Here is a 20,690-nt window from a genome sequence, read left to right as displayed (position 1 = left end):
TTACCGCACTTTGCTTATACTAGAGTGCTTTATTTGCCATGATTTTTGCTGCTCTTTATAATGCAAAAATCTTGAATTTATACAAAGGATGGAAAAATGCAGTTTTCCAAAATGCACGGATTAGGTAACGATTTTGTTGTGGTTGATGGAGTCACTCAAAATGTGTTTTTTACTCCAGAAACGATCCGACGTTTAGCCAATCGCCATTGTGGAATTGGGTTTGATCAACTTTTAATTGTTGAAGCTCCTTACGATCCTGAACTCGACTTTCATTATAGAATTTTTAATGCTGATGGAAGCGAAGTTTCGCAATGCGGAAATGGTGCTCGTTGTTTTGCTCGGTTTGTGACATTAAAAGGGCTAACTAACAAAAAAGACATCTCGGTTAGCACACAAAAGGGTAATATGGTTTTGACGGTAAAAGATGATAATCAAATTCGTGTGAATATGGGCGAACCAATTTGGGAACCAGCAAAAATTCCATTTACCGCAAATAAATTTGAGAAAAATTATATTCTGCGTACAGATATTCAAACCGTACTATGTGGTGCAGTTTCAATGGGGAATCCTCATTGTGTTGTACAAGTAGATGATATTCAAACAGCAAATGTTGAACAGCTTGGTCCTTTGTTAGAAAGCCACGAACGTTTTCCTGAGCGTGTCAATGCTGGTTTTATGCAAATCATCAACAAAGAACATATTAAGCTTAGAGTTTATGAACGTGGTGCTGGCGAAACTCAAGCCTGTGGAAGTGGTGCTTGTGCAGCTGTTGCAGTTGGAATTATGCAAGGCTTATTAAACAACAATGTCCAAGTAGATTTACCGGGCGGTTCGCTCATGATCGAATGGAATGGTGTTGGTCATCCACTTTATATGACAGGCGAGGCGACCCATATTTATGATGGGTTTATAACTCTTTAATATTTTTTCCCCATTTATCTTAAAAAAGATGGGGCGTTTTTCTTAAATTAGCGTAAACATTTTGTATCTAAATATATTTTTATTGAGCTGTTTGATAACTTTAAGTAATCAGAACAAGCATTTTTCATACAATCTCTAGATTTTTTACTTAAAGAAATAGATTATTAGCATAATAAAAAACCGCCTCTCGGCGGTTCTTGTTTTAAATCTTTTATCTACTACGCTAACACTGCCAATGCAGCTTCATAGTTTGGCTCTTCTTTAATTTCTTCAACTAACTGGCTGTGTAAAACATTGTTTTGTTCATCTAACACAATAACCGCACGAGAAGTTAAACCTGCCAACGGGCCAGTTTGAATATCTACGCCTAATTGTGAGTGTAATGCGTGGTTACGGAGAGTCGAAACTGTTTTGGCATTTTCAATCCCTTCAGCTCCACAAAAACGAGCTTGAGCAAAGGGCAAGTCTGCTGAAATACAAAGCACAACAGTATTACTTAATTTTACCGCTTGTTGGTTAAATTTACGTACTGAAGTCGCACACACACCTGTGTCGATGCTTGGAAAAATATTTAGGACTTTGCGTTTACCTGCAAAATCGTTTAATGCAACATCGGCTAAATCATTACCGACTAAAATAAAGTTTTCTACTATTTCGCCCACTTGAGGGAAATGTCCGCCAACTTCAATAGGGTTTCCTGCTAATGTAACTGTCATAAAATCCTCTTTATTTAGATTAAGTGAAAAGTGTTTAAACTATACCACGCTTTCTAATTATTTCCACCAATTAAAGCTATCCAGAATTTGATTTTCGGGAAAATTTCAGCCACCACACAATAACCAATAGCAAAGACTAATGAAAACAGTATGTGCGTTACCCCAATCCAGTTAAATCCGTGAAATCAATAGGGCTGCTCGGTGGAAAAGGATGCTCCGCTCCCCATTTAACGAAAGCAGAGATAAAACCTGCAAAAAATTGCAACGCCATAACGACGTTTAGATGGTTCTGAAAATAAGCTCATTGTTGTATCCTTAAATTAATTAAAAGTATAAAAATTTCCGAGTTTATGAAAGTGTGTAATTTTACGTCTGTTATATCACATTATCAAACAAAAATACTTCAATTGGGTTATCTTTGGCTGGCTGTTCATAAGGTTTTAAAATTTATTAGCAATAGATAAATTGATTGATTTTTTAGCGGTTGTAGAGCGAGTATAAGCTTTGTATTACTTGAAAATAGGGAGTATGTTTGAACATAAATCTTATTGTTTTATTTTGAATGCAAACGTTTGCTTTGTTCGTTATAATACGTCTGTTTTTTTATTTTTCTTTTATACGGAACTGCAATATGACTGTCAAAACCTTTCGTGGCTCGCCTGCTCTTTCTGAATTTCGTTTAACTCAACTTCAACAAAAATGCCAGCAATATCAATTGCCTATTACGTCAGTTTATGCAGAGTATTTGCATTTTGTTGAACAAAAAACATCGCTTGTAGAAGATGAAATCGTTAAATTACAAGCATTATTGCATTATGGGTCAATGTTTTCTGAACTCAAGCCTGCAGGATATTGTTTAATTGTGACTCCACGAGTGGGGACAATTTCCTCTTGGTCTTCAAAAGCGACAGACATCGCTCACAATTGTGGTTTGTCGAAGGTAAATCGTATTGAACGTGGTATAGCCTATTACTTCAATATTGAGCGTGATTTAACCGAAGCAGAATTGGCTACGCTGAAAGATTTATTACACGACCGTATGTTAGAAACCGTGTTAAATCACGAAACAGAAGCAGCCTTGCTTTTTACTCAACAAGAACCCAAAGCATTAACTACCATTGATATTTTAAATGGTGGCCGTCAAGCATTAGAACGGGCGAATATTGCCTTGGGTTTAGCGTTGGCAGATGATGAGATGGATTATTTAGTGGAAAGTTTTACTGCCTTAAAGCGTAATCCACAGGATGTGGAGCTTTATATGTTTGCACAAGCGAATTCAGAGCATTGTCGCCATAAAATTTTTAATGCCGATTGGATTATTGATGGCAAAAAACAGGATAAATCGCTGTTTAAAATGATCAAAAATACCTTTGAGCAAACGCCTGATTTTGTGCTTTCTGCTTATAAAGATAATGCTGCAGTAATGGAAGGTTCGAAAGTCGGCCGTTGGTTTCCTGATCCTGATGGACAATATCGTGTTCATCAAGAAGATGCGCACATTTTAATGAAAGTGGAAACGCATAACCATCCCACAGCAATTTCGCCATTTCCTGGTGCTGCAACAGGCTCTGGCGGGGAGATTCGTGATGAAGGGGCAACGGGGCGTGGGGCAAAACCCAAAGCAGGTTTAACAGGTTTCTCGGTGTCTAACCTCGTTATTCCAAACTTTGAACAACCTTGGGAAAATCCATTGTCTAAACCAAATCGCATTGCTTCTGCCTTAGATATTATGATAGATGCGCCTTTAGGTAGTGCGGCATTTAATAATGAATTTGGTCGCCCAGCATTATTAGGTTATTTCCGTACTTATGAAGAAAAAGTAAATAGTTTTGCAGGAAAAGAAGTACGCGGTTATCACAAGCCGATTATGTTAGCGGGAGGAATCGGTAATATTCGTGGCGAACAGGTTCAAAAAGGCGAAATTCCAATCGGTGCTAAATTGATCGTGTTGGGTGGGGCAGCAATGAACATCGGTTTAGGTGGTGGTGCTGCTTCTTCGATGGACAGTGGTAAATCAAAAGAAGATTTAGATTTTGCTTCTGTTCAACGTGAAAATCCGGAAATGGAACGCCGCTGCCAAGAAGTTATTGACCGCTGTTGGCAATTAGGCGAAGAAAATCCAATCCTGTTTATTCACGATGTGGGGGCGGGTGGTTTATCTAATGCAATGCCTGAATTGGTACATGATGGCAGGCGTGGAGGAAAATTCGATCTGCGTTCTATTCTTTGTGATGAAAAAGGTATGTCGCCATTGGAAATTTGGTGTAATGAATCGCAAGAACGTTATGTATTAGCCGTTGCGCCAGAAAACCTCGAATTATTTACCGCACTTTGTGAGCGTGAACGTGCCCCTTTTGCAGTGATTGGCGAAGCAACACAAGCAGAACATTTAATCTTGCACGATAGTCATTTCGATAATAATCCGATTGATTTACCAATGAATGTGTTATTAGGCAAAACGCCGAAAATGACGCGTGAGGTTTTATCAAAAACAGTGGAAAATCAATCACTTAAAACAGAAGGTATTCAATTAAAAGAAGCATTCCATCGTGTATTACGTTTACCCGTTGTTGCAGAAAAAACTTTCTTAATTACTATTGGCGACCGTTCTGTAACAGGTATGGTGGCACGAGATCAAATGGTGGGTCCTTGGCAAATCCCCGTGTCTGATGTGGCTGTTACTACTGCTTCACTGGATAGCTACCACGGCGAAGCAATGGCAATGGGCGAACGCTCTCCAGTTGCCTTGCTAAATTTCTCGGCTTCGGCACGCTTAGCTGTGGCGGAGGCGATTACTAACATTGCTGGCACCCACATTGGCGAGATGAAACGTATTAAACTTTCTGCCAACTGGATGAGTGCAGCAGGTCACACAGGCGAAGATGCGGGACTTTATGAAGCAGTAAAAGCTGTGGGCGAAGAACTTTGTCCTGCGTTAGGTTTAACTATTCCTGTGGGTAAAGACTCAATGTCGATGAAAACCACTTGGATCGATAATGGCGAACAAAAATCAGTGACTGCCCCACTTTCATTAGTAATTTCCGCTTTTGCTCGTGTAGAAGATGTACGTAAAACGCTTACGCCACAACTTCGTACCGACAAAGGTTTATCGAGTTTATTGCTAATTGATTTAGGCGAAGGGCATAATCGATTAGGTGCGACTGCACTTGCTCAAGTGTACAAACAGTTAGGAGACAAGCCTGCCGATGTGGTAAAGGTTCAACGCTTAAAAGATTTTTACAATGCAATGCAAACTTTAGTGGCAGAAGATAAATTGTTGGCTTATCACGACCGTTCGGACGGCGGTTTAATCACAACTCTTGCAGAAATGGCGTTTGCAGGGCATTGTGGGGTAGAAGTTGATATTTCAGCTTTAGGCGACAACGATTTAGCGGTATTATTTAACGAAGAACTGGGAGCGGTTATCCAAGTTGCCGATAGCCAATTAGAAAGTGTACGTGAGGTGTTGAAAGCTCACAATTTGCTTGGTATTACCCACCAATTAGGTACGGTAACTGCTGATGATCGCTTTGAGATCAGCCGCGGCAGCCATAAATTATTCAGCGAAAAACGCACTGAATTACGTAGTATTTGGGCGGAATTAACTTACCAAATGCAACGCTTACGCGATAATCCAGATTGTGCTGAGCAAGAGTTTGAAGCTAAGAAAAACCCTGACGACAAAGGTTTATCCGCATTTTTGACTTACGATGTGAACGAAGATATTACTGCACCATTTATCAATAAAGGTGTAAAACCAACCATTGCAATTTTGCGTGAACAAGGTGTAAATAGCCATTATGAAATGGCAGCAGCATTTGATCGTGCAGGCTTTAATGCAATTGACGTGCATATGTCTGATTTAATGACTGGCCGTCGCAATTTAGCTGAATTCAATGCAATGGTTGCTTGTGGCGGTTTCTCTTACGGGGATGTGCTTGGCGCAGGGGGTGGTTGGGCAAAATCCATCTTATTTAACCCGAAATTACACGAGCAATTCAGCCAGTTTTTTATCAATCCAAACACACTGACCTTAGGTGTATGTAATGGCTGTCAAATGATCTCTAACTTGGCGGAAATTATCCCAGGTACAGAAAACTGGCCGCATTTTGTACGCAACAAATCTGAACGCTTTGAAGCTCGTGTGAGTTTAGTGAAAATTAATGAAGTGGCTTCAGTTTGGTTTGCAGGAATGGCTGGCTCACATATGCCCATTGCGGTTTCCCACGGGGAAGGGCAAGTTAAGTTTAAATCAGCTGAACAGCTTGTAGGCTTAAAAGCACAAGGCATCATTGCTGCACAATACATCGACAATAACTGTAATCCTACCGAACTATATCCTGCCAATCCGAATGGCTCTGTGGAGGGCATTACTGCAATTACAAATCTGGATGGGCGAGTTGCTATTATGATGCCACACCCTGAACGCGTGTTCCGTGCTGTGAGTAACTCTTGGCACCCAGAAAACTGGACAGAAGACGGCGCGTGGATGAGATTATTCAGAAATGCAAGAATGGTATTTTAGAGAAATAAATGGAGTTGAACGCTAAAAAAGTGCGGTGGAAATCTAACAGATTTTCACTGTGTGCGTTACTTTTAAAACGGAATTTACGTATTTGTAAAATGAATAGGTAGGGGTATAATTATCTACCATAACTAAACAAATCACATCGTTTACGATTTGTCTTTTTATAAATAAATATTTTATGAAGGTGGAATTATGTTAATCACATTAACACATATTAATAATAACTTGATAATAAGAAATGAAATTTTAGATAGTCTTGGCAAGCAAGCAAAGAGTGACTTAAATAGTACATCACAAAGCAAACAAATTATTCTTCAAGAAATAAATAAGGTAAAAGAAAAGAGAACAATATTAGAAAAAATAATAAGATTGTTTACTAAACATAAAAGAATTACTGCTAAACAAAATAAGCAGAAATTTATCGTTCCATTTAAATAACTATGGAGAGATTATGTTTATTACACCTATCTTCATTATTAATCTAGAAAAATCTACAGATCGAAAAGCTTATATGCAAGCACAGTTTGAACAGTTATTTTCGAATAATTTAATACAAGAAATTCACTTTTTTGATGCTATTTATGGCAAATCAAATCCGAATCACCCATTGTTTCAACGTTACAATGAAAATAAGCGGTTGAATGCAAAGGGGTATCCTTTAACCTTGGGTCAATTAGGCTGTTATGCGAGCCATTATTCTATGTGGGAGAAATGTGTAGAATTAGATTACCCTATTATTGTATTAGAAGATGATGCTAAATTTAAAAATAATTTCTTAGAAGTACTTGATTTTATTAATAGCGATAAAAATACGTTTGAATTTTTCTGGTTACAACCTGATCGTTTGAAAAATAAAAGAAAATTGATCTCTAATTTCGGTAATCTTTCGATATATCAATTTAGTAAAGGATTTGCTGGTACTACAGGTTATTATTTAACTCCCCAAGCAGCAAGGAAATTTTTAACACAAAGCAAGGAGTGGTATTTAACCGTGGATGTGACAATGGATCGTTTTTTTGAGAATAAAGTGCCACCTTATGCAATAGTACCATTTTGCTTAGAAGATGATGGCGAGATAGAATCAACTATTTATGAGAAACAAAAGAAACGGAGATCATTAAAAATAGTGATTATGAGAGAGTTGTTTAATCTAAAAACTAATATTAAAAGACGTATTTATAACTTATTCCATTGATAAATTGATATAGTAGACAAAGCAGTTGTTAATGTTTATTTTTAAATATTAGCAACTGTTTTATTTTGGAATTCCACGCAATAATCCTACAGGCTCAAAAGGTTCTATAGAAGTTGGCGCAGGCACTTCGCTGAATAATAAAATAAATGGCTTGGGCGGAATAACTTTTTCATTTCGCCATAAATTTCCCATTCCGACTAATTGAATATCTTCGGGTAAATTACGAAGTCCTGCTTGTAAAACTGCAATCGTATTTTGGCGAGGATGACCTATTGCAATGGCGGAGCCGTGTTTTCTAGCATAGTGAATTGCTGCTTTAAATTGACGTTGAACGTCTGCGAATTCGTTACTATCATCTAAAAATATATGGCGATCTAATGAACGCACGCCTTGTTCTTTTGCTATTTTCCCAGCTACAGATTTTCCTATTGTTCGACTATCTAAAAAGAATAAATGTTTTTCTTGAAGTGCGGTCATTAAATAAGTCATTAATTGGGGATCTGCCGTTGCTGCACTCCCCATATGATTGTTCATACCGATGGCATCACGCACAATATTTTTAGCCGTATTAACGCGATCATTTACTTGTGCTGCAGACATTCCTAAATGCAGCCCACCGTCTTCTATTTTCACTGCACTTACTGGTTGCATCGGCATATGGATTAAAATATCTCTACCTTGAGATTTTGCTTCTTGATTACGTGCTCGAGCATAGGGCGCAGCAGGAATAATTGCTACGGAAATTTCACGTGGCATCGCAAAAATTGCCGCATCTTCTTTGAGATGATAGCCTACATCATCAATCACAATAGCAAGTTTACTTTGAGCAAAAGAAAAAGAGGCATAAAGTGCGGTAGAAAAAACAATGAAATTTTTTACCGCACTTTTTATCAGAATATTCATCAACGAACCCACCCTGCAGGATTTACTGGCGTTCCTTTACGGCTAATACCAAAATAAAGCGCAGAACGTGATATTTCCCCTGTATTTCCTACTTGAGCAATAACCTGCCCTGCTGAAACAAGCTGACCAACTTTCACTGATACAGCTTGATTGAAGCCATATAAACTTAAATCAGTTTCGCCGTGTTTAACAATAACCATATAACCATAACCATTTAAATATCCCGCTAAAATGACGCGTCCAGCAGCAATTGCTTTAACAGGCGTGCCTGCTGATGCGCCAATTACCATACCTTTCCAACGTACTTCGCCTGCTTGGATAGAACCAAAAGTATGCAAAATTGAACCAGAAACTGGTGAGGAATATTGTTTTTTTGCCGCCCCTAAACCGTTTGTACTATTAAGTAATTGGCGTTCTTGCACAGTTGGTTGATAAGGTTTTGATGTTCGTTTTTCTTCAGCTTTTTGGCGTTGAGCAAGTGCCTCTCTTTCACGTTTTTCTTGTTCGCGCGCTGCTTGTTCAGCTCGTTGTATTTCTTGACGAAGTGCTTGTTCGTTTGCTTTTAGTGCATTCAATTTATCTTGATCTAGGGCTAAATTTTTATTGAGTTCATTCAGCGTAGATTGATGCTCTTGCTGTGCTTTTTGCAATGCTTGTTGTTGTTTTTTTTGTGTGGAAAGTTGATTTCGGTGATTCTTTTGTTGAGAGAGAATCGCCTTTTTTTGTACTGCAATTTGTGCTTGCGTTGCTTTTAAATTATCAATCATTTCAATCCGAACTTGATTTAAATGCTGATAATAAACTTTCATTCGCTCTGCTTTTGTTGGATCTTGGGCAAACATTCGTTCAATCAGCGATGGATTAATGCCTGAACGGTAAATTATATCCATTTGTTTAGCTAATCGTGTTTTTTGCTCACGTTCCTGTTTTTCTAATTGTTTGAGCTGCTTATCTGCATCGGCAATTTGCTTACGAATTTCCTTTAAACTTATTTGGGTTTCAAGCAGTTCTCCCTTAACAGTGTTAATTTTACTCTCGTGTTTTTTTAAATTCGCTTGCAACTTAGCTTGCTCACGTTTTTGCTTCTCAATTTTAGATTCTTGTTGCTTAATTTGTTTTTGAATTTGATTGAGATCGGAAGATTGGCTGACAGGCGAAAATATTAATAAACCGCAGCTTAAAAGTGCGGTTAATAATAATGATGTTTTTTGATTAACGCCTAAACGCAACATAATTCATCCTAAATCCGTAAAACTCGCAAATCTTATCATATTTGTGAAAAGTCGAAAAAGTTTGATGGTTATTTTTTGCTAAAGATCAGGAAATCATTCCTTTTAACTTTTAAAGCTAAGGATTTTTTGCTATAAAATGTGCATTCTTTTTATTTGAAAACATTAGGAGATTCTTATGGAATTAGTATTTATCCGTCACGGTTTTAGTGAATGGAATGCAAAAAATTTATTCACGGGTTGGCGTGATGTGAATTTAACTGAACGCGGTGTGGAAGAAGCAAAAGCTGCGGGTAAAAAACTGTTAGAAAAAGGTTATGAATTCGACATCGCATTTACCTCTGTTTTAACTCGAGCAATCAAAACTTGTAATATTGTATTAGAAGAATCCCACCAATTATGGATTCCGCAAGTGAAAAACTGGCGTTTAAATGAGCGTCACTACGGTGCTTTGCAAGGTTTAGATAAAAAAGCTACTGCGGAGCAATACGGTGACGAAAAAGTTCATATTTGGCGTCGTTCTTATGATATTTCTCCACCAGATTTAGATCCGCAAGATCCAAATTCTGCACACAATGACCGTCGTTACGCAAATATTCCATCTGACGTAGTGCCAAACGCAGAAAATTTAAAATTAACATTAGAACGCGCACTTCCATTCTGGGAAGATCAAATTGCGCCGGCAATGCTTTCTGGCAAACGTGTTTTAGTGGTTGCTCACGGTAACTCACTCCGTGCGTTGGCAAAACATATTATTGGTATTTCTGATGCTGAAATTATGGATTTTGAAATTCCAACAGGTCAGCCTTTAGTTTTAAAACTTGATGATAAATTAAATTACGTAGAACATTATTATCTTTAATTAAGTTCAACGTATTGTAGTGCTAGCTTTATAAAACAAACCCCCGCAAATTGGCGGGGTTTTTAAACAAGTCCAAATTATTTTGTGCTTGGAATTTTGAAACGGCTGTTGAAACGCTCAACACGACCACCAGTATCAACAACACGTTGTTTACCAGTATAGAATGGGTGGCAGTTACCACACACATCAAGATTGATGTCTTTGCCTAAAGTTGAACGTGTTTTGATCACATTACCGCAAGAACAAGTCGCAGTAATTTCTTTATATTCTGGATGAATACCTTGTTTCATAGAAAAACCTCAAAATGAAGCCACGCCGCTATAGGAACTTTCTCCCCACACCGCGTGAGTGAATAATACGCCATAATTGGCACCAAATAGGTTGCGAATTATACTGAAAAAATGCAGATAAACAAGCTCTATTTTCGTGTAAAATCATCAGCATTTTTAACCGCACTTTTCTTTTTATGTTAGCAAAATCTTCCATCAATGCGCCATTTGCCAAATCTGTTTTAGCTTGGTACGACAAGTTTGGACGCAAGCATTTACCTTGGCAGCAAAATAAAACGCTTTATGGTGTATGGCTTTCTGAAGTGATGTTGCAACAAACGCAAGTTGCGACGGTAATTCCTTATTTTGAGCGGTTTATCAAAACATTTCCAAATATCACCGCACTTGCCAATGTTTCACAAGATGAAGTGTTACATTTATGGACGGGTTTAGGCTATTATGCACGAGCGCGTAATTTACATAAAGCCGCTCAAAAAGTGCGGGATGAATTTAATGGAAATTTCCCAACAAATTTTGAGCAAGTTTGGGCGTTATCTGGAGTGGGACGTTCAACTGCTGGTGCCATTTTATCTTCTGTTTTAAATCAGCCTTATCCAATTTTAGATGGTAATGTTAAACGTGTGTTGGCGCGTTATTTTGCTATTGAGGGATGGAGTGGCGAGAAAAAAGTAGAAAATCGCTTGTGGGCATTAACGGAGCAAGTTACACCTACGATGCGTGTGGCAGATTTTAATCAAGCAATGATGGACATTGGTGCAATGGTTTGCACGCGAACTAAGCCCAAATGCGATCTTTGTCCGTTAAATATAGATTGTTTGGCTTATAAAAATGCAAACTGGGAAAAATTTCCAGCTAAAAAACCTAAAAAAGCGATGCCAGAAAAAACTACCTATTTTTTAATTTTGTCGAAAAATGGCAAAGTATGTTTGGAACAGCGAGAAAACTCAGGATTATGGGGCGGATTATTTTGTTTTCCACAATTTGAAGATAAATCCTCGTTGCTTCATTTTTTAGCCCAAGAAAAAGTCACGCATTATCAAGAATGGCCGAGTTTTCGACATACATTTAGCCATTTTCATTTAGATATTCATCCAATTTATGCTGAAATGGAGAGCACTTTATGCGTAGAGCAGGCTAATTTAGACTGGCGAAAAGTGATGGAAAGCACAAAAGAATACCAATCAAACCTATCAAGTGCGGTCAAATATTGGTATGATCCACAAAATCCTGAACCGATCGGGCTGGCTCAGCCTGTGAAAAATCTTTTAATACAATTTGTAAGGAATCATTATGGCAAGAACAGTATTTTGTGAATATCTCAAAAAAGAAGCGGAAGGCTTAGATTTTCAACTTTATCCAGGAGAGTTGGGGAAGCGTATTTTTGATTCAGTAAGTAAACAGGCTTGGGGCGAATGGATTAAGAAACAAACGATGCTTGTGAATGAAAAAAAACTTAATATGATGAATGCAGAGCACCGTAAATTATTAGAACAAGAAATGGTTAATTTTTTGTTTGAAGGTAAAGATGTTCATATTGAAGGTTATGTTCCACCATCAAATTAGTTATCTATCCTACAATGAAAAAATATTTATTATTGGCATTATTGCCTTTTTTGTATGCTTGTAGTAATTCATCGAATCAAGGTATTAACTATGATGAAGCCTTTGCTAAAGACACGCAAGGGTTAGATATTCTCACAGGGCAATTCTCGCATAATATTGACCGCATTTGGGGCGTCAATGAATTGTTAGTGGCAAGCCGTAAAGATTATGTGAAATATACAGATTCTTTTTATACGCGTAGCCATGTGAGTTTTGATGAAGGTAATATCGTTATTGAAACCCAGCAAGATTTAAATCGATTACATAATGCTATTGTTCATACCTTGTTAATGGGAGCGGATGCAAAAGGTATTGATTTATTTGCATCTGGTGATGTGCCGATTAGCTCTCGTCCATTTCTTTTGGGGCAGGTTGTAGATCATCAAGGGCAACAAATTGCTAATCAAGTTATCGCAAGTAATTTCGCCACTTATTTGATTCAAAATAAATTGCAAACACGTCGGTTACAGAATGGGCATACCGTGCAATTTGTTTCTGTTCCTATGATTGCAAACCACGTAGAAGTGCGTGCACGAAAATATTTACCATTAATTCGTAAAGCTGCACAACGTTATGGCATTGATGAAAGTTTGATTTTGGGCATTATGCAAACAGAATCAAGTTTTAACCCATATGCGATTAGCTACGCAAATGCTATTGGATTAATGCAAGTTGTGCCTCATACAGCAGGTCGAGATGTATTTGCAATGAAAGGCAAAGGTGGACAGCCATCAACGCGTTATTTATATGATCCTGCGAATAATATTGATGCTGGTGTGTCTTATTTATGGATTTTGCAAAATCAATATTTAGATGGAATTACGAATCCAACCTCAAAACGTTTCGCCATGATTTCTGCATATAATAGTGGTGCAGGCGCAGTGTTACGTGTTTTTGATAATGATAAGGATACGGCGATTTACAAAATCAATCAAATGTATCCAGAACAAGTTTATCGCATTCTAACGACAGTTCACCCATCATCACAAGCACGCAATTATTTGTTGAAAGTTGATAAGGCACAGAAAAAATTCCGTGTTAGACGATAATTGAATTTTTTCAGATAATCAAAAATGCTCGCTGGCTAACACCATTGAGCATTTTTTATTAAAAAAGTGCGGTAAATTTTAAAATAGTTTTTATTATTTCGTTGTTTTAATAAACATATTGATGATTAACTATTCAAACGAAATGTTTTTTCCATTTTTTTTGAATTTAGTTATTGACCGAAAACCGAAAAAATAGTTTAATACGCCCCGTTTTCAGGCAGTAGCCAATAACGATAACGCCTCGATAGCTCAGTCGGTAGAGCAGGGGATTGAAAATCCCCGTGTCGGTGGTTCGATTCCGCCTCGAGGCACCATTTCCTCCTTAGTTCAGTCGGTAGAACGGTGGACTGTTAATCCATATGTCGCAGGTTCGAGTCCCGCAGGAGGAGCCAAATTTAGAAAGGCCGCTAAAGAGATTTAGCGGCTTTTTGCTTTCTTATATATAAAATATATAATCTTCTCTAGTCTTGTAACTATAACTAGGCATCAAAATTCAAAATGGCGTATCAATGGCGTATCAATGAGCGAGAGCCTTCTTATTTTTGATGTTACAAGCGACCTAAGTCGCTTGCGTTTAACTTAAAGAAGAAAAATGAATCGGCTTTTATTTTGGAATAGATTTATTTTTCACGATCGTCGATGGTTTGTAGCAAATAATTTCCCTCTGCATCAGCAAGACTGCGGAAACCTACATTCGTGATTTTGTAGGGATACTTTGTTCGATAAGTAAAGTTTTCGTGATGATGTCCGTGGAATACTAGCTTAACCCCCATCTTCATTGCCAAATCATTAATTACTTGGAAACCCATCGGATGTGGTTTAGGGGCTTCGTGACAAATCAACACATCTGCTTGTTGGTTTTCTAAGATTTCAATATCTGATGGAAAAATTGACGTGCGATGACGCAAAGGCACACCGCCTCGCCAAATCTTCTCCTGTGGGCTATATTGGCAATAATGAATAGGATCAAAAAACATGGGGCGATTTGGTGGCATCCAAATTTGCCCACGGAATACACCGCCTAATCCCGCAATGCGAGTTCCTTGAATATCAACTACGCGATTGTGTAAATTGCGTGATTGCCACTTAGAACCCCAAATTGCATTAAAAGCACTAATGGTTTTGCTATCATGATTTCCATGAATAAACCAAATATCACAATGTTGCGCAAGTTTATCCAACTCATCTGCTGTCGTGAGCTGTAAATCGCCTAAAATTATCAGTGCGACATTTTCCTGTTCTTTTATAAAAGGGTAAATGTGATCATAGCTTCCGTGCGGATCACCAGCAAATAAAATCATTGAGATGTCCCTTTTATAGGAAAGGTTGTGTTTTGTAATTCACTGATTTCCTCTTCATTTAACACTTTCTCAATGACTGCTTTAACTTGGTTATAGCGATCAAGATAACTTGGAGATTCAATCTCTATATAAGGAACTTTATATTTATCTAACAGTTTTTTGAGTAGTTGTTGAAATTGTTGGCGTTGTTTTTGTGAGCCTAAGCTGCGCAAGCCATCATCCACCCATTCAGTATTATTTTTAAGTAAAATAGTGACATCGAAGGGATATTCTTTAATCATTGAGTCTAAAAATGGATGAGCTTTTCCTTCATATTGAATGCAGAACGCTTGCGTGGTAATGAAATCCGTATCAATAAATGCAATTTTATGAGAATGGCGCACGGCATAATCAATGTATCGTTGATGACCAAGCGCCATTTGCGGATAGTCAGAATATTGCATCGCTTGCTCGTCGCCACCGAGCTTTTCAAATACAAATTCACGCCCGTATTCCCACGCAGAAGTGGTATTAAATACGGCGGCTAACTTATTCACAAGCACGCTTTTACCACTGCTTTCTCCCCCTAAAATCGCCACCGTTTTGGCAAAGAAAGGACGAGCTTCTTTCGGAATAAACTTCCAATATTGGAATGGAGTGGTGCGAATTTTTGTGGCGGACACATTAAAGAAAGTGCGGTCAGGATCGACTAACGAAACTTCTAAACCTAAGTATTTCTCGTAAGGCGCTTTATCTTGAGGTTCGCTACTAAATACGATTGAAGGTTCAAAATGTTTTTCATGAAATAGGGTTTTAACTGCTTCACTCCAAGATTGCCAGCCGTTTGGATAACTTGGAATACCGTCTTCAATCAAATGATGAATAAAAATCTGATTTTTTTGATATTTGAAAATTTGCTGCATCCAACGCAAACGATCTTGCACGGTTGGCATGCGTTTCATTTTACTATCGTAAAATAATTTCAAATCGCGCACCGTGTCACTACACACGATAACGTGTAGTTCATCGACTTTACTGAACGCTTCATAAATCATATTTATATGACCTGTGTGTACAGGATAAAATTTCCCGAAAATGACACCGACTTTTTTCTCTTTTGTTTTTGACATAATCTGCTCTTGATAGCGTAAGAATTGAGTGTGTTTATTGTAGGCTAAATGAAAATATTTTTCACGTTCTGATTTAGTGCCTAGGTATTTTGCGTTATACTTAGCTCGCATTCTCAGGGCAGGGTGAAATTCCCTACCGGTGGTAAAGCCCACGAGCGTTTAAAAGTGCGGTCAATTTTTGGCAAATTTTTCCAGCTAAATTGTCCTAATTTTCACTTTTAAAGTCAGCAGATTTGGTGAAATTCCAAAGCCGACAGTAAAGTCTGGATGAAAGAGAATAAAACGAGTTGGGTTCCCAAATCGTTCATTTTATTTGCATTTCTCAGCCCTGATTCTGGTATTTAATTGAAATCTCAAATTAGGAAATTACTATGAATCAGTCAATTTTATCTCCATTCGGCAACACCGCTGAAGAACGCGTACTTAATGCAATTAATGCCTTTAAAAATGGAACTGGCGTATTAGTTTTAGATGATGAAGATCGTGAAAATGAAGGCGATTTAATTTTCCCAGCAGAAACAATCACGCCAGAACAAATGGCAAAATTAATTCGTTATGGCAGTGGCATTGTTTGTTTATGCATTACTGATGAACGTTGCCAACAACTCGATTTACCGCCAATGGTAGAACACAATAATAGCGTAAACAAAACGGCTTTTACTGTGACGATTGAAGCCGCGAAAGGTGTTTCTACAGGCGTATCTGCCGCAGACCGAGTCACAACCATTAAAACCGCGATTGCGGATAATGCAGTTCCAACAGATTTACATCGTCCCGGTCATGTCTTCCCACTTCGAGCCGCAAATGGTGGCGTACTTACTCGTCGCGGACACACAGAAGCTTCCGTTGATTTAGCGCGTCTGGCAGGATTTAAAGAAGCAAGCGTTATTTGTGAAATCACGAATGACGACGGCACAATGGGGCGCACCCCCGAAATTGTAGAATTTGCAAAGAAATTTGGTTATTCTGTGCTTACCATTGAAGATTTGGTTGAATATCGTTTAGCACATAATATTTAATTTTAGAGAGAAAAGTGCGGTTAAAATTTCTATGATTTTTCACTGCACTTGTTATACTATATCGTTCCATCTTTTTATTTATTTTGGTAACTTTTATGCACAGTACAGCACAGCACAATTATGTTATTAGTTTAACGACTGAACAAAAACGCCGAAAACATATTACAGAAGAATTCGGTAAGCAGAATATTCCTTTCGCATTTTTTGATGCTATCACGCCCGAAATTATTGAAGAAACTGCTAAAAAATTTAATATTACATTAGATCGTTCTCCTAAAGCCAAGTTATCGGATGAAGAAATTGGTTGTGCATTAAGCCATATTGTTTTATGGGATGTAGCATTAGAAAATAATTTAAACTATATCAATATCTTTGAAGATGATATTCATCTCGGAGAAAATGCTAAAGAATTATTAGAAATTGATTATATTTCTGATGATATTCATGTCTTAAAATTAGAAGCAAATGGCAAAATGTTCTTTAAACAGCCACAATCTGTAAAATGCGATAGAAATATTTATCCTATGACAGTGAAACAATCAGGATGTGCGGGATATACTGTTACAGCGAAAGGGGCTAAATATTTACTTGAATTAGTAAAAAATAAACCACTTGATGTAGCAGTTGATTCCCTTGTTTTTGAGGATTTTTTACATTTTAAAGATTATAAAATAGTACAACTTTCCCCCCCGGTATTTGCGTTCAAGATTTTGTGTTGCATCCAGAGAATCCTTTTGAAAGTAGTTTAAAAGAAGGACGAGCTAGAGTACACGGAAATCAACGCAAGTTCTCTATTTTAGAAAAAATTAAAAACGAATTTGGACGAGTAAAAAGAAAAATGTTTGGAAAACAAGTTCCATTTAAATAACAAAAGTGCGGTTAAAAATCTTATTAAATTTTAACCGCACTTTTTTGTTTATTTTACTTCTGGTAAATTTACCGCACCTTTATAGCCTAATTGTCGCCACGCTTCATAAACCGTTACTGCAACCGAATTAGACAAGTTCATACTGCGGCTATTGGCTGTCATTGGAATGCGGATTTTTTGTTCCATCGGCATTTCATTTAAAATTGACATCGGAATGCCACGAGTTTCTGGGCCAAACATTAAATAATCCCCAAGTTCAAATTTCACTTGGCTATGAGCTGGACTGCCTTTTGTTGTAAGTGCAAAAAGGCGTTTGGGTTTTTCGCTTTCTAAAAAGGCTTCAAAGGTTTTGTGGCGTTTGATTTCCGCAAATTCGTGATAATCCAAACCTGAGCGGCGTAAGCGTTTATCATCCCAAGTGAAACCTAGGGGTTCAATTAAGTGCAAGCGAAATCCTGTATTGGCACAAAGGCGAATAATGTTCCCCGTATTTTGTGGGATTTCTGGTTCATATAAAACAATATCTAACATAATTTTTCTCTAATTCTGATATAAACGATAACTCACCATTCCTGTGGTTTTTTCTTTCAATAACGTCCAGTTTTCAGGCGTGGTGAGTGGTTTGTCTTTCTCTGTTTCTACGTAAATTAACGCATTGGGTTTTAGCCAATTATTTTCACAAAGCAAGTTAATTGCTTGTTCTGCCAAATTAAAATGAAAGGGTGGATCCAAAAACACGACATCAAAGTGCGGTTGATTTTGTGGCTGTTTTAGAAAATCCAAACTACTTTGATTAATCACTTCAGCCTGTTCTGATGAGCATTTGAGCGTTTGTAAATTCTTTTTTAATTGATTGGCAACGGTTTTATCTAATTCTAAAAAAGTCACCTTTTTTGCTTGGCGAGAAAGTGCTTCAAAACCTAACGAACCACTCCCCGCAAAGCCATCTAAACATTCAGATTGGTGGATATAAGGCATTAACCAATTAAAAAGCGTTTCTTTCACTCTATCGCCAGTTGGGCGTAAGCCTTCAGAATTTAATACAGGAAGTTTTCGCCCTCGCCATAGCCCTGCAATAATGCGAACCTCGCCCTTTGCATTTGGCGTTTGTATTTTTTTCATAAAGATTCGATTTTTATTGAAAATTGTTCTTAGTTTAGACGATTTTTTGCTAGAATGAACGACATTTTTATCGGATTACAGTTAAGAGAGCATTTTATGGCTGAAGAAAATAAAAAAGGCGGATTTTGGGCATCGTTATTTGGACGTAATAAAAAGCAAGATGAACCTAAAATTGAGCCAATAATTGAAGAAGAAAAGATTACAGATATCGAGCCGTCTATTGAAAAATTTGAAGCTAATGATTTAGTCGAAGAAGAAAAAATACAGGAAATTTCAACCGCACTTGAGCCGATTGAAGAAATCATCGAAGCGAAAAAGTTAGAAGATGAGCTTCAGCCTGTTGCTGAAATTGAAACTCGCGAAAAGCCAAGTGAAGGGGGCTTTTTTAGTCGTTTGGTTAAGGGATTACTGAAAACTAAACAAAATATTGGTGCAGGTTTTCGTAGTTTTTTCTTAGGAAAGAAAATTGATGATGAGTTGTTTGAAGAATTAGAAGAACAACTGTTGATTGCGGATATTGGCGTGCCGACAACAAGTAAAATCATCAAAAATTTGACTGAACACGCAAGTCGCAAAGAATTACAAGATGCTGAGCTTTTATATCAACAATTAAAAGTAGAAATGGCGGATATTCTTGAGCCAGTAGCACAACCTTTAGAGATTGATAGCACGAAAAAACCTTATGTGATTTTAATGGTGGGCGTAAATGGCGTGGGTAAAACAACGACAATTGGTAAGCTCGCACGTAAATTTCAGGCTGAAGGAAAATCGGTGATGCTCGCAGCAGGTGATACTTTCCGCGCAGCGGCTGTTGAGCAGCTTCAAGTTTGGGGAGAACGCAATCATATTCCAGTTGTTGCGCAAAGCACGGGCTCTGATTCTGCGTCTGTGATTTTTGATGCGATGCAATCAGCGGCTGCACGCAATATTGATATTCTTATTGCGGATACGGCGGGTCGTTTACAAAATAAAAATAACTTAATGGACGAACTGAAAAAAATTGTTCGTGTTATGAAAAAATATGATGAAACTGCGCCACATGAAATTATGCTTACGCTGGATGCTGGTACGGGACAAAATGCCATTAGCCAAGCGAAGTTATTTAATGAGGCTGTGGGTTTAACAGGAATCTCTCTAACTAAATTAGATGGCACGGCAAAAGGTGGCGTGATTTTTGCCATAGCCGATCAGTTTAAGTTGCCTATTCGCTATATCGGTGTAGGCGAGAAAATTGAAGATTTACGTGAGTTTAATGCGAAAGAATTTATTGAGGCATTATTCATTCATGAAGAATAAAAAGAATAAGGAAAAATTGTGATTAAGTTCTCAAATGTTTCTAAAGCCTATCATGGTGCAACACAGCCCGCCTTACAAGGCTTGAATTTTCATCTTCCAGTGGGAAGTATGACTTACTTAGTTGGGCATTCAGGCGCAGGGAAAAGTACATTACTCAAGCTTATTATGGGGATGGAAAAAGCCAACGCGGGTCAAATTTGGTTTAACGGGCATGATATTACTCGCTTGTCAAAATATGAAATTCCATTTCTGCGTCGCCAAATTGGTATGGTTCATCAAGATTATCGTTTATTAACAGATCGTACTGTAGTGGAAAATGTGGCATTGCCGTTGATTATTGCAGGTATGCATCCAAAAGATGCAAATACTCGAGCAATGGCATCTTTAGATCGTGTAGGATTGCGTAATAAAGCCCACTATTTGCCTCCGCAAATTTCTGGCGGAGAACAGCAACGCGTTGATATTGCGCGTGCGATTGTGCATAAACCTCAACTCTTATTGGCAGATGAACCAACGGGTAATTTAGACGATGAACTTTCCGTGGGGATTTTTAATTTGTTTGAAGAATTTAATCGTCTAGGAATGACTGTGTTAATTGCTACTCACGACATTAATTTAATTCAACAAAAACCAAAACCTTGTCTTGTGCTTGAACAAGGTTATTTACGTTATTAAGGAAT

General features: G+C 37.7%; 19 protein-coding genes, 2 tRNA genes, 2 pseudogenes and 1 riboswitch. Of the genes and pseudogenes, 14 read left to right on the top strand and 9 right to left on the bottom strand.

Annotated features, from left to right (window positions below; translation table 11 throughout):
- Window positions 1-96: 96 nt before the first annotated feature.
- The gene (dapF, locus tag HMPREF2644_RS00980; RefSeq protein ID WP_005655521.1) at window positions 97-921 is read left to right on the top strand and encodes a diaminopimelate epimerase; all 825 of its coding nucleotides are present in this window, start codon (window positions 97-99) and stop codon (window positions 919-921) included.
- A gap of 218 nt (window positions 922-1,139) precedes the next feature.
- Here the strand turns inward: dapF and tpx are convergent, their stop codons facing one another.
- Both tpx and HMPREF2644_RS08975 read right to left on the bottom strand, forming a co-directional pair.
- Complete coding sequence (gene tpx / locus HMPREF2644_RS00975) at window positions 1,140-1,637, bottom strand: thiol peroxidase (protein WP_070828159.1); 498 nt, start codon at window positions 1,635-1,637, stop codon at window positions 1,140-1,142.
- Window positions 1,638-1,699: 62 nt separating this feature from the next.
- Window positions 1,700-1,942 (bottom strand): annotated as a pseudogene (locus HMPREF2644_RS08975) (hypothetical protein); the annotation flags it as partial.
- 326 nt (window positions 1,943-2,268) lie between these two features.
- Between HMPREF2644_RS08975 and purL the strand changes: the two are divergent.
- The 3 genes from purL to HMPREF2644_RS00960 all read left to right on the top strand — a co-directional run bounded on the left by purL (window position 2,269) and on the right by HMPREF2644_RS00960 (window position 7,360).
- Window positions 2,269-6,162: a phosphoribosylformylglycinamidine synthase gene (gene purL, locus HMPREF2644_RS00970; RefSeq protein ID WP_070828158.1), complete on the top strand. Its 3,894-nt coding sequence runs from the start codon at window positions 2,269-2,271 to the stop codon at window positions 6,160-6,162.
- Window positions 6,163-6,357: 195 nt separating this feature from the next.
- Window positions 6,358-6,603: a hypothetical protein gene (locus tag HMPREF2644_RS00965; protein ID WP_044364591.1), complete on the top strand. Its 246-nt coding sequence runs from the start codon at window positions 6,358-6,360 to the stop codon at window positions 6,601-6,603.
- 13 nt (window positions 6,604-6,616) lie between these two features.
- A complete protein-coding gene (locus tag HMPREF2644_RS00960; RefSeq protein ID WP_038440363.1) occupies window positions 6,617-7,360 on the top strand; it encodes a glycosyltransferase family 25 protein in 744 nt (247 codons plus the stop codon).
- A gap of 60 nt (window positions 7,361-7,420) precedes the next feature.
- On the opposite strand, the gene HMPREF2644_RS00955 is transcribed toward HMPREF2644_RS00960, so the two are convergent.
- Both HMPREF2644_RS00955 and envC read right to left on the bottom strand, forming a co-directional pair.
- On the bottom strand, window positions 7,421-8,263 hold the full coding sequence (locus HMPREF2644_RS00955; RefSeq protein ID WP_038440360.1) for a divergent polysaccharide deacetylase family protein: 843 nt from the start codon (window positions 8,261-8,263) through the stop codon (window positions 7,421-7,423).
- Window positions 8,263-9,495, bottom strand: a complete 1,233-nt coding sequence (envC, locus tag HMPREF2644_RS00950; RefSeq protein WP_038440358.1) for a murein hydrolase activator EnvC — start codon at window positions 9,493-9,495, stop codon at window positions 8,263-8,265. Before envC ends, HMPREF2644_RS00955 begins: the two co-directional genes overlap by 1 nt.
- A gap of 175 nt (window positions 9,496-9,670) precedes the next feature.
- On the opposite strand from envC, the gene HMPREF2644_RS00945 reads away from it, so the two are divergent.
- On the top strand, window positions 9,671-10,354 hold the full coding sequence (locus HMPREF2644_RS00945; RefSeq protein ID WP_070828157.1) for a 2,3-diphosphoglycerate-dependent phosphoglycerate mutase: 684 nt from the start codon (window positions 9,671-9,673) through the stop codon (window positions 10,352-10,354).
- A gap of 77 nt (window positions 10,355-10,431) precedes the next feature.
- Here the strand turns inward: HMPREF2644_RS00945 and rpmE are convergent, their stop codons facing one another.
- Window positions 10,432-10,644 (bottom strand): 50S ribosomal protein L31, encoded by a 213-nt coding sequence (rpmE, locus tag HMPREF2644_RS00940; protein ID WP_005625828.1) that lies wholly within the window; start codon window positions 10,642-10,644, stop codon window positions 10,432-10,434.
- 176 nt (window positions 10,645-10,820) lie between these two features.
- Between rpmE and mutY the strand changes: the two genes are divergently transcribed.
- The 5 genes from mutY to HMPREF2644_RS00915 all read left to right on the top strand — a co-directional run bounded on the left by mutY (window position 10,821) and on the right by HMPREF2644_RS00915 (window position 13,687).
- Complete coding sequence (gene mutY / locus HMPREF2644_RS00935) at window positions 10,821-11,957, top strand: A/G-specific adenine glycosylase (protein WP_038440353.1); 1,137 nt, start codon at window positions 10,821-10,823, stop codon at window positions 11,955-11,957.
- Entirely contained in the window at window positions 11,935-12,207 is a 273-nt protein-coding gene (locus HMPREF2644_RS00930; RefSeq protein ID WP_005648477.1) for an oxidative damage protection protein, read from the top strand. Before mutY ends, HMPREF2644_RS00930 begins: the two co-directional genes overlap by 23 nt.
- A gap of 14 nt (window positions 12,208-12,221) precedes the next feature.
- Window positions 12,222-13,295, top strand: a complete 1,074-nt coding sequence (gene mltC, locus HMPREF2644_RS00925) for a membrane-bound lytic murein transglycosylase MltC (protein ID WP_005648474.1) — start codon at window positions 12,222-12,224, stop codon at window positions 13,293-13,295.
- Window positions 13,296-13,533: 238 nt separating this feature from the next.
- Window positions 13,534-13,609 (top strand) — tRNA-Phe (locus HMPREF2644_RS00920).
- Between the two features lie 2 nt (window positions 13,610-13,611).
- Window positions 13,612-13,687, top strand: a tRNA-Asn gene (locus tag HMPREF2644_RS00915).
- Window positions 13,688-13,915: 228 nt separating this feature from the next.
- Here HMPREF2644_RS00915 and HMPREF2644_RS00910 read toward each other — a convergent pair.
- Complete coding sequence (locus HMPREF2644_RS00910) at window positions 13,916-14,596, bottom strand: metallophosphoesterase family protein (protein WP_005655549.1); 681 nt, start codon at window positions 14,594-14,596, stop codon at window positions 13,916-13,918.
- A pseudogene (nadR, locus tag HMPREF2644_RS00905) lies at window positions 14,593-15,834 on the bottom strand (multifunctional transcriptional regulator/nicotinamide-nucleotide adenylyltransferase/ribosylnicotinamide kinase NadR); the annotation flags it as partial. The gene HMPREF2644_RS00910 and the pseudogene nadR, both read right to left, overlap by 4 nt.
- Window positions 15,811-15,988: riboswitch (FMN riboswitch) on the top strand. It overlaps the preceding pseudogene by 24 nt.
- Before the next feature lie 88 nt (window positions 15,989-16,076).
- On the opposite strand from nadR, the gene ribB reads away from it, so the two are divergent.
- Both ribB and HMPREF2644_RS00895 read left to right on the top strand, forming a co-directional pair.
- Entirely contained in the window at window positions 16,077-16,724 is a 648-nt protein-coding gene (ribB, locus tag HMPREF2644_RS00900) for a 3,4-dihydroxy-2-butanone-4-phosphate synthase (protein WP_038440351.1), read from the top strand.
- Between the two features lie 95 nt (window positions 16,725-16,819).
- Window positions 16,820-17,473: a glycosyltransferase family 25 protein gene (locus tag HMPREF2644_RS00895; RefSeq protein WP_257285226.1), complete on the top strand. Its 654-nt coding sequence runs from the start codon at window positions 16,820-16,822 to the stop codon at window positions 17,471-17,473.
- 167 nt (window positions 17,474-17,640) lie between these two features.
- Here HMPREF2644_RS00895 and trmL read toward each other — a convergent pair whose 3' ends face one another.
- Window positions 17,641-18,123 carry a tRNA (uridine(34)/cytosine(34)/5-carboxymethylaminomethyluridine(34)-2'-O)-methyltransferase TrmL gene (trmL, locus tag HMPREF2644_RS00890; RefSeq protein WP_005644428.1) on the bottom strand — a complete coding sequence of 161 codons (483 nt, stop codon included), beginning with the start codon at window positions 18,121-18,123 and terminating at the stop codon, window positions 17,641-17,643.
- A 9-nt stretch (window positions 18,124-18,132) separates the two neighbouring features.
- Window positions 18,133-18,714, bottom strand: a complete 582-nt coding sequence (rsmD, locus tag HMPREF2644_RS00885; protein ID WP_006995466.1) for a 16S rRNA (guanine(966)-N(2))-methyltransferase RsmD — start codon at window positions 18,712-18,714, stop codon at window positions 18,133-18,135.
- A gap of 96 nt (window positions 18,715-18,810) precedes the next feature.
- Here rsmD and ftsY point away from each other — a divergent pair, with 96 nt between their 5' ends.
- Entirely contained in the window at window positions 18,811-20,010 is a 1,200-nt protein-coding gene (gene ftsY / locus HMPREF2644_RS00880) for a signal recognition particle-docking protein FtsY (protein WP_038440345.1), read from the top strand.
- Window positions 20,011-20,028: 18 nt separating this feature from the next.
- On the top strand, window positions 20,029-20,685 hold the full coding sequence (gene ftsE / locus HMPREF2644_RS00875; RefSeq protein ID WP_005648452.1) for a cell division ATP-binding protein FtsE: 657 nt from the start codon (window positions 20,029-20,031) through the stop codon (window positions 20,683-20,685).
- The last annotated feature ends 5 nt before the right edge of the window (window positions 20,686-20,690 follow it).

Source organism: Haemophilus sp. HMSC071C11 (genome assembly GCF_001837655.1).
Lineage (GTDB): Bacteria > Pseudomonadota > Gammaproteobacteria > Enterobacterales > Pasteurellaceae > Haemophilus > Haemophilus influenzae.
Note: the sequence above shows the minus strand (reverse complement) of the source record. Positions and strands in the feature narration are given on the sequence as shown.

Coding starts and splice junctions, on each gene's coding strand:
- tpx (WP_070828159.1), bottom strand. CDS start 1,637: ATGACAGTTACATTAGCAGGAAACCCTATTGAAGTTGGCGGACATTTC.
- mutY (WP_038440353.1), top strand. CDS start 10,821: ATGTTAGCAAAATCTTCCATCAATGCGCCATTTGCCAAATCTGTTTTA.
- envC (WP_038440358.1), bottom strand. CDS start 9,495: ATGTTGCGTTTAGGCGTTAATCAAAAAACATCATTATTATTAACCGCA.
- rpmE (WP_005625828.1), bottom strand. CDS start 10,644: ATGAAACAAGGTATTCATCCAGAATATAAAGAAATTACTGCGACTTGT.
- mltC (WP_005648474.1), top strand. CDS start 12,222: ATGAAAAAATATTTATTATTGGCATTATTGCCTTTTTTGTATGCTTGT.
- ftsY (WP_038440345.1), top strand. CDS start 18,811: ATGGCTGAAGAAAATAAAAAAGGCGGATTTTGGGCATCGTTATTTGGA.
- rsmD (WP_006995466.1), bottom strand. CDS start 18,714: ATGAAAAAAATACAAACGCCAAATGCAAAGGGCGAGGTTCGCATTATT.
- trmL (WP_005644428.1), bottom strand. CDS start 18,123: ATGTTAGATATTGTTTTATATGAACCAGAAATCCCACAAAATACGGGG.
- HMPREF2644_RS00895 (WP_257285226.1), top strand. CDS start 16,820: ATGCACAGTACAGCACAGCACAATTATGTTATTAGTTTAACGACTGAA.
- ribB (WP_038440351.1), top strand. CDS start 16,077: ATGAATCAGTCAATTTTATCTCCATTCGGCAACACCGCTGAAGAACGC.
- HMPREF2644_RS00910 (WP_005655549.1), bottom strand. CDS start 14,596: ATGATTTTATTTGCTGGTGATCCGCACGGAAGCTATGATCACATTTAC.
- purL (WP_070828158.1), top strand. CDS start 2,269: ATGACTGTCAAAACCTTTCGTGGCTCGCCTGCTCTTTCTGAATTTCGT.
- HMPREF2644_RS00960 (WP_038440363.1), top strand. CDS start 6,617: ATGTTTATTACACCTATCTTCATTATTAATCTAGAAAAATCTACAGAT.
- HMPREF2644_RS00945 (WP_070828157.1), top strand. CDS start 9,671: ATGGAATTAGTATTTATCCGTCACGGTTTTAGTGAATGGAATGCAAAA.
- HMPREF2644_RS00930 (WP_005648477.1), top strand. CDS start 11,935: ATGGCAAGAACAGTATTTTGTGAATATCTCAAAAAAGAAGCGGAAGGC.
- dapF (WP_005655521.1), top strand. CDS start 97: ATGCAGTTTTCCAAAATGCACGGATTAGGTAACGATTTTGTTGTGGTT.
- HMPREF2644_RS00965 (WP_044364591.1), top strand. CDS start 6,358: ATGTTAATCACATTAACACATATTAATAATAACTTGATAATAAGAAAT.
- HMPREF2644_RS00955 (WP_038440360.1), bottom strand. CDS start 8,263: ATGAATATTCTGATAAAAAGTGCGGTAAAAAATTTCATTGTTTTTTCT.